Origin of the sequence: Pseudomonas sp. NPDC087639 (assembly GCF_044743385.1) — a bacterium.
GTDB lineage: Bacteria > Pseudomonadota > Gammaproteobacteria > Pseudomonadales > Pseudomonadaceae > Aquipseudomonas.
In genome coordinates, this window is the sequence record NZ_JBIUWI010000033.1 from 51,392 (window position 1) to 60,772 (window position 9,381).

Genomic DNA, 9,381 nt, shown 5'->3' on the forward strand with positions numbered 1-9,381 from the left:
TCAGTTGACCGTGACCTGACCGAGAGCGGCTTTCGCTTCCTGGGCCTGATGCTGCGGCGCGTAAACCTGAGTGAAACGCACTGGCGGCAGATTGAACTGGCCTTTCTGCGAGAAACGCACCAGATGGCGCAGGCGCAATTCGCCGCTCAGCGCATCCACCGGCACCGCGTAAGCCAGTTGCCCCGGCTCGAAACGCGCCTTCTCCAGCGAGGTCGGCTCGGTGCCGTCCTTGCCCTGCAACTTGATGCCCCACGTGGTGCGTTCGACATCGGCGCCCGGTGGCAGCGGCACTTCGAGCATGCCGTAGCGCAGCGGCTTCGGCGCTTTGCTGGTGAGGATCACTTCGTCCAGATACAGGCTGTCGCTGGACAGCGGTTTAGTGCCGACCGGCTCCAGTTTGAAGGTGAATGCTTCATCCCCCGGCACCAGTCGCGACAGGCGACGGGTGATGGTCACGGCCATCGGATCAACTGCCGGTTGCTGAGTCTGGAAGCTCAACGCCGCACGCAGCGGACGCTCCTGAGTCCCGGAAACTGTCAACACGCTCGGCACCGGGGTCGCGCCCTGCCACGTCCAGTACATCTCACCGGTCGCGCCGTAATTTTTCTTCCAGCCATCGCCCGGTGTCAGCGCGATGGTCGGCGAAGCCTGGGCGATGCTGCGTTGCAGCCACGTCAGCGCCAGCGCGCGTTCGAGGGTCGATTGCTGTGGTAGCAGACGTTGCAACAACGCCGTCGCACGCGCCTGATCAAACGGTTGCAGGGACAGGTTCAGCGCCTCGGCAAACGGCTGCGAGCTCACTGCCAGACGCTGTTGCGCAGCGCCGACCTGACGATTGAAGGCATCCGGCAACGCGACTTTTGCCTGAGTGGCCAGCGAAGCGGTCAAGACCCTCGCCGCCGCCAGACCGAGCGCCGAATCCGGCTCGCTCATCACCAAGCTGTCTGCGCCATCGTCCATCAGCGTTTCAGCATTGCCTTCCCCGGCCTTGGCCAGATCGTCCATCAAACCGCTGAGCAATGTGTTGACCGGCAAATGCATCTGTTTGGCGAACGACAGAATCAGCGCACGTTGTAGCAATGGCGTGTTCGGCGCCTGCTTGGCGTACACCTCCAGCACGCGCTGCCAGTGCTCCGGCGGCAGGGTCAGTTCCAGCACCTGACTGGCGTTCCAGTCGGCGTAATAGGCGTAAGCGGTGAGGAACGCATCCGGCTCACCGTCGTAACCCCACCAGGTGAAGCTCGCGGACGGCCCGGCCATTTGCACCAGACGCAGACGGCTGTTCTGCATGATCAGACGCAAGCGATCGCGGATCTGCGGGCTCGATGCCAGCGACGGATAAACAATGCTCAGCGGCAGCAAACGGCTGGCTGTCTGTTCGACGCCGCCATATGGATAGCTGAGCAGATCATCAAGAGCGGAACGGAACAGCGCTTGCGGGCTGTCATCCAGACGCAGACGAATGTTGGTGGCGTCTGCCGGCAGGCTCAGCGCCGTATCGCCGCTTGCCACATCGAGATTCTGAGTCTGCGTCACTTGCCAGCCATCACCGGTCGCGCTCAAGCGCACGGCCAAGGCATCAGCGGTTTTGCCGTCCTGCACCAGTTCCGCCGTCCACTCGCCCGAAGCTAGCGCAAATGCTGGCAGCGGCAGATAGTTGATGCCGTTGTTCAGGGTCACCGGCAGGCGTTGTTCGGCGCCAGCGTAGTGAGTGACCAGTTCAGCCTTGACCGGTTTCTCGGCCTGACTGAAAGCGAACACACCGAGTTGCGGCTGATCGCCCTTGCGGAACTTGCTCGGCCCGCTCCACTTCAGGTACAGCGGTTTTTCCGAACGCACGAACTGTTTCTTCTGCCCGACCTGACCGTCATCGGCAATCGCCCGCGCGGTGATGCGCCAGCGGGTCAGCGAGTCCGGCATCTTGAAGGTGAAACGGGTTTTGCCGTCGGCACCGGTCAACAATTCTGGCTGCCATGCGGCGGTATCGACGTCTTCACGACGCGGACGCTCCAGCACTTTCACCCCGCGTTCGCTGCGATTGGCTTTGCCCGGCGCACCGGGGCTGCCCGGCAACGCTACGTCGTAACTGATGAACGACAAACTGGCGCTGGTGCGCACATTGTTGCGGCGCGGGTGGTAGAAGAACTGGTCGATGGTCGGCGCGACTTCCGGTTGCAGCGCGTAGACCATTTCGTCGACGACACTGACGGTCAGGTGCGCCGGTACGGCTTTGCCGGCGAACTGCGTGGTCAGATCAACAGTGACTGTATCGCCCGGCAGATACACCGCTTTGTCAGTGCTGATCGCCACGTCGATCTGCGGCGCAATCACCTTGATCCCGGCGTTCTGGAAGCTGTACTGCCCGCCCTTGGTGTAGAGCACGGAAAAGGTCAGGTTCGGCGCGAAGTTGTCCTTCACCGGAATGCGCGCGCGGTATTGGGTGTCGCTGAGTTTTTCCAGTTTCAACCAGTCGCCGCCCTTGGCCAGCAGCGCGGTGGCTTCGACCTTGTCGCGTTCCAGCGACAGCAAGGCATCGCTCACCGGTTCGGGGAACGTGATCAGCGCCAGCGCTTCATCACCGGCCTTGTATTCAGGCTTGTCGAGGACGATTTCCACGGTGCCCGGCACGGCTTTGACGCCGTCGCCAGTGACCGAATGACCGGTGGCACCGAGGACACGGCCGTGTTGATCCTTCAGAGTCAGGTTGTAGGTGCCTGGACGTTCAAACGCGAGGCTGAAGCCTTTATCCGTCGCCGCGAGTTTACCTTCGCCAGTGCTCTGATCTTCCAGACGCACCCAGCTGTAGCTGCTCGGCGTGACCGCTTTGCTTTGCTCGGTGCCGCCCTCGTTGGCATAGCTGAACGCGACCTTGTCGTTCACCGCACTGAAGCGTTGCGGCGCGCTCAAGCGGAAGCTCGCGGCACCACGGTCGATGAGGATTTCCTTGGTGGTCTTGACCCGATACGCCGCACCATCGCTGGCGAACACGGTGAGCATGTAGCGACTCGGTTTGTCGGCGGCCGGCAGATCGAGGGTCGCGTTGCCCTTGCTGTCAGTGGTCAGTTCGGTGCTGGTCAATTCCACCGGGAATTGCCCGAGGTATTGCAGTTCGTTGTCGACCATCGACAATTGCTGGGCACGCAGGCTCAGGGTCAGTTTGGCGTCGGCCACCGGTTTGCCGTCCGGGTACAGCAGCACCAGACTGCCTTTGACCGGCTCGCCGGTGCGGTAATCCTGCTTGGCCAGGTTCAGCGAAATCTCGAAGTGCGGCTTGATGTATTCCGCCACACGGAAGGCGCTGCTGTAGGCCTGATCCTTGTAGTTGAAGCGAATCTCGTACCCACCCGCCACGGCGTTGTCCGGCAACTGGAAACGGCCCTGAGTACCGGCCTTCGAATCAAGTTTCAGATCGAGGTGTTGCAGTTCGGTGCCGGTGGCATCGAGCACGCTGACGCTGACATCCGCCGCACCCGGCAGCACCGAGTCGCGCGCATTCTTGAACTCGCGACCGACGATTTTCAGCGATACCCAATCCCCCGGGCGATACAGCGGCCGGTCGGTGAAAGCGTAGAGTTTGGTGTCGTAGATTTCGCTGTCGTAGTAGAAGTTCTCGGAGACGAATACACCGCCCTCCTCGTCCTCGCCAATCACGAACGAACGCTCGGGGCTGACGTGTTTCAGACGCAGCAAACCGTCCGCATCGGTGGCACCGCTGCTCATTACGCCGAGGCCGTCAGTCCACAGCAAATTGACCTTCGGCACCGAACTGCCTTCGTGTTTGCGCGCGGCCCAGACCAGCAATTCATCACCGGCAATCTTGCTCACCGCCACGGTGTTGGAGACGAACACCATGGTGGTGGCGCGGTACTTGCCGATCAGCGCTTCGACCAGATACAGACCCGGTTTCAGGTTGCCCAACGGAATGTAGACGTTGCCCGGCGCGACGCTGACGAAGTCACTGGAAGACCCGGCCAGATTGACCCCGGCCGGTGGTTGAATCGGTTTGGCCTGCCACAGCGGATATCGGAACTGGCTGACCACCGGCAGACCCGGAATCAGTGCGAATTGAGGCTGTGCGTCATACGGTGTCGGTGCGGCGATGGCGTCGCCCATCTTCAGTTCCGGCACTTCTTCGGTGACCTGTTTGCGCGATTCATAGGAGAACGCACGCTGCATCACCCGACGGGATTTGCGGTACCAGTTGTCCCACAGATACGCGAGGGTGTTGGACAGGCCTTCGCCCTTGAACTGACCGTCGCTGACCACGCGATGCAGGTTCTTCTGGCGCTTGAGGAAGTCCAATGGCTTGTCGATGCGGTACACGCGAATATCGGCGCCGCCGTAAGGCTCCATGCGGAAACGGCGATAGTCGCGGCCAGGTGCTTCAAGGCGCACCATCGCCTGTTCGTCGGCGGCGAAACTGCTGTCCGCCAGCAGGAAAAAGCTTTCACCGGACACTGGCGTGTAGCCGCTCGGCTCCACCGAATCTTCGGCGTTAACAGTCGCCAGCGGCACCAGCAGTGCCAGCAACAGAGGAATTTTTGCGCAGAGTCGCAACATGCGGGCACCGGTCATTGGGAGAGAAAGTTCAGTCGATAGACGCCGATGAAGTTGGGGTTGGCTGCGTCGGGTATCCATCGGGTGTCCTTCCATGTCATGAGTTGCTGCAGGCTTGCCGAACGCATGCCGTTGTCAGTGGGGGTGGTGGTGCCGGTGTGATAGGCGATGTAACGGCCCATCCAGATCATCAGGTGCTGGTCGTCGCCCTGATCGAAGAACATCAGGTCACCGGGCCGCGCCTGCGACACGTCGCGGCTGACCAGATGACTGTTGAACTGAATCAGTTTGATCGCGTTGACGTACGGCCCGACCTTGCCGCCGCCCTGCTGCCATTGCTGGGCGAGCTTGCGCTGATCGTCGCTCAGCGACAGCTCCGGCGGCAGATAGCGATTGGACAGGCCATTGCTGCGCAGCCACTTGTCGTCATGGACTTTCAGCGCTTCGTTGGCGGCGAAACGCACCAGCCCGGCGCAATCCTGCTGATACCAGCGCGGGCTCGGGCCTTGGCTCAGTTGCTCCTGGGCGATACGCACGAACCAGGCGCGGAAAACCTGTGACTGCGCCGGATCGAGCGCCGGGGCTTCCATGGCGCGAGCACCCGCGCCAAGCAACAGCGCAAGCAGGCCGAGGCTGCGAATCAGTGCCGTCACAGCGCTTTCCATTCCAGCGGCAGCCATTGCCAGTGGCCGTCCGGCTCGCTGCCCTCAGGCAGGGTCAGGGCATATTTGCCGTAGCCGCCGAGGGTGCGCAGTTTCGGGATCAGGTAGGTTTGCGCGGCGTTGTAAAACACCGGCTCCATGTCCTGCGGCAGGCTGTCGAGGGTTTCCTGCTGCATCAGTTGCGCCATGGAATCCGGGCCGAAGTAGATCGGCATCAGCACATCTTTGGGCAGTACGTCGGCCATCGGCGGGAAGCGCTTGTCGAGGGTGCCGAGGGCTTTGTCGACCAATTTGTCGTCGAGGGAAAACAGCAACGTCGAACCGTGACGCGCGAGGCTGACTTTCATGAAAGCCTTGCCGCTGATGGCGTCCGGATTATCGGCAGTCTTGGCGGCGTACGGGCCGAAATTGGAGCTGACCTGGCGCTGCCAGACGTGGCTCTGGCCTTCCTGCTTCTCGACCACCGGAAAGACGTTTTCTTCGACGTTGGATTCGAAGGCACCGACCATCGAACCGAACAGTTTGCCGAGATCGCCATCGAGTTTACTGCTGTCCTCGTCTTTCAGACTGGCCACCAGCAACGGCGTGTACAGCCGCGAATCGGCGTACCAGCACAGCCCGGCCGCGCCGGCCACGTGTTCGGTGAGTGTCTGCGCTACGGCGTCTTCGGCACCGAGTTTCACCAGCAACGGTTTCTGCGGTTCGGCTGCTATCGGCAGGGTCACGCAGGCACTCGCGCCCAGCGGCATGGCTTGCCAGACCGGTTTGAAATCGAAGTCCGGCTGGTTGTCCAGCTCATCCATGGCGAGGTAGCTGTGCCAGCCCTTGTCGTCCATGTCGAAACGCAGGCCGGCGAAGTTCGGAATGAAGCGTTGGTAGCCCATGGCGAGGACGCTGAAATTAACCGACAGGCGTTGTTTGATTTCAGGGGTTTTGGCAGGCAGGCCGAAGGCTTCGGGGAACAGTTTTTCGCCGTTGAGCAGTGCTGCCAGCGCTTGCGAAGAGACGTGGCCCGGCTCCTCTTGGGTGCCGCTGTCAGAGTCGTAGTACTTGTTCGGATTGGAGAGCACCACCAGTTTGTCGCCGCGCGAAGCGAACAGCAGCGATTTGCTGGCGTTGTAGCTGAGCTGGTACAGCGGCACCTCGTCGCTACCGATTTTGAGATTGCCCAACACGCTTAGCTGCGAATCATCCAGCGCCACTTTCGCCAACGGCTCCAGCAGTTTCGCCAACCCGCCGCGATCCATCACCAACAGGAAATCCTTCAAGCGACCATCAGCCCCCCGCCACAGCGCGACGTCTGCCGGTTGATCGAAAAGCTGCTCGATCAGGCTGTCCTGCAACTTCAGGTCATGCTCGTAGATGATCCGGCGCAGACTGCCGATCAAGCCCAGGCGATCGGCGTGGGTTTCGTAATAGAAGACGAAATCTTCGGTGAGCGTGGCCTTGAGGAACGGCACCGTCAGCAAGTCCTTGGGCAACTGACTCAGGGAGTGCGTTTCCAGCAAGGCGTCGGGGCGGCTCAGACCGAGTTTGTCACTGGCAAGCTCTGCCGGCGGCGCTTTGGGCTTGAGCAGCAGCCAGCCAAAACCTCCCGCCACGCCGGCCACCAGGACCAATCCGATCAGCAGTACCGGCCAGCGCCGGGAAGGTTTGCCGGCAGGTGTCGGGACGGCCGGAGAAGCAGCGTTATCACTCATGTTCACAAAACCCGAAGTTCATCCGTGGAGCGGGATGCTTAATAGTTGAAAGTCTTGACCAGCAGCAGATCACCGATCGCCCGCAGGGGCACGATGAACGTTTCGCGTTTTTCGTCGACGGTGTTTTCGTTGAGCACCAGCGTGATTTGCGAGGTGATCACCTCGTTCTGGTTGCTGGTCTCCTCGAAGTTATAGCCGCCGTTGCCAAAGTTGCCCCAATAGTTGACGTAAACCAGATAGGTGCCATGCAGCGGCGCGGTCATGGTGAACATTTCCGGGCCGGGACCATCGACGCCATCCGGGTCGAGCCCGCCGCCATTGCTCAGCGCCGGCCGCGCCCAAAAGGCATGCTGGCCATCGGGCGTGACAATGTGCAGATCGAGCTCGGCTTTCGGATCGTCCCATCCCAAGACAAGACGAATTTTCGCCGGCGTGCGCAGGTTATTTGCTTCATAAAATTGCACGCGCTTGAGCGACTGGCCCTCGGCGCTGATCACCTCGACGCTGTTGGAACCGGCGCCGAACGCATAGGGCCGGGCGAAACGGCCCTGGTCGTCGGTGTACAGATTCAGTGGGTTGCCGTTCACGGCGAGACTGTGCGGCGGGCGCATATGCCCGAGAGCCTTGAGCTGGCCCTGGATCATCGTGCGATTGCGCTGGATGCCGCGATCGATCGGCGGCGTGGGATAGGCGACTTGCGGGTTTTCCGTGCGATCGAGCAAGCCGTGGTAGCGCCAGCCGCCCACCGGCTCCGACATCTCTGCTGTCGGCGCGGCCAGCAGCGCAGGCGCGCAGACCAGGCCGATCAGCAGCATAAGAAATGAACGCATGTGATGCCTCCTGCCATGCCTGAACGAAACCTTGCACCCGATCCTCGGTACTTCACAGCGGTGGAAACTGCGTTTCGTCTGAAAGACCCGTGACTGTCGGGTCGTAGAAGGCGCGAAGATTAGCGATTTGGCAGTTTTTTAACAATCGGATACATCTGCTTTTGCGGTAAGAATCACGCACATTTATTGAGCGTGAGCCGAATAGCCGACTTATTCGGCTCACAAAATGAGCCGAATAAACGCCACGCTTACTGGCTCATTGGCACAAGGTCATCTTTGGCCCCTGAGAATCATCCCCGCAAGACCCGCTCATTTGCCCATAAACCCCCTATCTGCTAGTGTCGCGCCGGTTTAACGTCAACCGGAAACTGCCGCCATGGCCCGCAAAAAAGCTGCACTGGATTTCGAACAGTCCCTCGCCGACCTGCAAACATTGGTCGAGCGTCTGGAGAACGGTGAATTGTCGCTGGAAGACTCGCTGACCGCTTTCGAGCAGGGCATCGGGCTGACCCGTGATTGCCAGGCAGCGCTGGCCCAGGCCGAGCAGAAGGTGCAAGTGCTGCTGGAGCGTGATGGCGAACTCGCCGAGGAACCCTTCGACGCGGAACAGCCAGAATGATTGCAGCGTATTCGGCGACCAGCCAGGCCCGAGTCAACGCGGCGCTGGAAAGCCTGTTCAACGCCCCGCTGCCAGAGCTGGCGCGTCTCTACGAGGCCATGCGCTATAGCGTGATGAACGGCGGTAAACGCGTGCGTCCGCTGCTGGCCTACGCCGCGTGCGAAGCGCTCGGTGGCAAGGCTGAGCAAGCCAACGGCGCAGCGTGCGCGGTGGAGTTGATCCACGCGTATTCGTTGGTTCACGACGATTTGCCGGCGATGGACGACGATGATCTGCGTCGCGGCCAGCCGACTACCCACAAAAAATTCGATGAAGCCTGCGCAATCCTCGCTGGTGACGGCTTGCAGAGCCTGGCGTTCAGCGCCTTGCTTAATCCGCATCTGAGTAATCTCGACGCCGACATCCGTCTGCAAATGGTCACGGCTCTGGCTCAAGCCGCAGGCCCGGCGGGTATGGTCGGTGGTCAGGCCATCGATCTCGGTTCGGTCGGCCTCAAACTCGATCAGAAAGCCCTCGAACAGATGCACCGGCACAAGACCGGCGCGTTGATCGAAGTCAGCGTCAAACTCGGCGCCCTGGCCAGCGGCCGTGCCGAAAAGGATGAACTGAAAGCCCTGCAAACTTATGCACAGGCCATTGGCCTGGCCTTTCAGGTGCAGGACGACATTCTCGACGTCGAAAGCGATACCGCGACCCTCGGCAAACGCCAGGGTGCCGACATCGCCCGCGACAAGCCAACCTACCCGGCCCTGCTGGGTCTGGACGCCGCCAAGGCCTATGCCCTGGAATTGCGCGATCAGGCGCTGCACGCCCTGCGACCGTTTGACGCGGCGGCCGAGCCTTTGCGCGAGCTGGCCCGGTATATCGTCGATCGGCGCAACTGACGGCGATTCAGCCAAAAAAGACCAACGCGTGGGCAGGGGGCGATGCATCAGGTAAACTGCCGCATCTTTTATACCTATAACGATTCGCCTGATGCCCACGACGTTTCATGAGATTCCCCGCAAGCGCCC

6 protein-coding genes are annotated in these 9,381 nt (G+C 61.1%); 2 read left to right on the top strand and 4 right to left on the bottom strand.

Translation table 11 applies throughout. The features are described 5' to 3' along the window. Genes ACIOVB_RS15570 through ACIOVB_RS15585 form a run of 4 tightly spaced genes read right to left on the bottom strand, consistent with a single transcriptional unit; the run spans position 1 to position 7,749 of the window. The gene (locus ACIOVB_RS15570; protein WP_401269071.1) at positions 1 to 4,575 is read right to left on the bottom strand and encodes an alpha-2-macroglobulin family protein; all 4,575 of its coding nucleotides are present in this window, start codon (positions 4,573 to 4,575) and stop codon (positions 1 to 3) included. Next, a complete protein-coding gene (locus tag ACIOVB_RS15575; RefSeq protein ID WP_187678839.1) occupies positions 4,572 to 5,222 on the bottom strand; it encodes a DUF1175 domain-containing protein in 651 nt (216 codons plus the stop codon). The genes ACIOVB_RS15570 and ACIOVB_RS15575 overlap by 4 nt, the downstream gene beginning before the upstream one ends. Next, positions 5,207 to 6,919 (bottom strand): DUF2138 domain-containing protein, encoded by a 1,713-nt coding sequence (locus ACIOVB_RS15580; protein WP_401269074.1) that lies wholly within the window; start codon positions 6,917 to 6,919, stop codon positions 5,207 to 5,209. The genes ACIOVB_RS15575 and ACIOVB_RS15580 overlap by 16 nt, the downstream gene beginning before the upstream one ends. Before the next feature lie 38 nt (positions 6,920 to 6,957). Beyond that, positions 6,958 to 7,749, bottom strand: coding sequence for a YfaP family protein (locus ACIOVB_RS15585; protein WP_401269076.1), 792 nt, complete (start codon positions 7,747 to 7,749; stop codon positions 6,958 to 6,960). Positions 7,750 to 8,125: 376 nt separating this feature from the next. On the opposite strand from ACIOVB_RS15585, the gene ACIOVB_RS15590 reads away from it, so the two are divergent. Beyond that, positions 8,126 to 8,368, top strand: a complete 243-nt coding sequence (locus ACIOVB_RS15590) for an exodeoxyribonuclease VII small subunit (RefSeq protein ID WP_003228627.1) — start codon at positions 8,126 to 8,128, stop codon at positions 8,366 to 8,368. Further along, positions 8,365 to 9,252 carry a (2E,6E)-farnesyl diphosphate synthase gene (gene ispA / locus ACIOVB_RS15595; protein WP_401269078.1) on the top strand — a complete coding sequence of 296 codons (888 nt, stop codon included), beginning with the start codon at positions 8,365 to 8,367 and terminating at the stop codon, positions 9,250 to 9,252. The genes ACIOVB_RS15590 and ispA overlap by 4 nt, the downstream gene beginning before the upstream one ends. Positions 9,253 to 9,381 lie beyond the last annotated feature (129 nt).

Coding starts and splice junctions, on each gene's coding strand:
- ACIOVB_RS15570 (WP_401269071.1), bottom strand. CDS start 4,575: ATGACCGGTGCCCGCATGTTGCGACTCTGCGCAAAAATTCCTCTGTTG.
- ACIOVB_RS15575 (WP_187678839.1), bottom strand. CDS start 5,222: ATGGAAAGCGCTGTGACGGCACTGATTCGCAGCCTCGGCCTGCTTGCG.
- ACIOVB_RS15580 (WP_401269074.1), bottom strand. CDS start 6,919: ATGAGTGATAACGCTGCTTCTCCGGCCGTCCCGACACCTGCCGGCAAA.
- ACIOVB_RS15585 (WP_401269076.1), bottom strand. CDS start 7,749: ATGCGTTCATTTCTTATGCTGCTGATCGGCCTGGTCTGCGCGCCTGCG.
- ACIOVB_RS15590 (WP_003228627.1), top strand. CDS start 8,126: ATGGCCCGCAAAAAAGCTGCACTGGATTTCGAACAGTCCCTCGCCGAC.
- ispA (WP_401269078.1), top strand. CDS start 8,365: ATGATTGCAGCGTATTCGGCGACCAGCCAGGCCCGAGTCAACGCGGCG.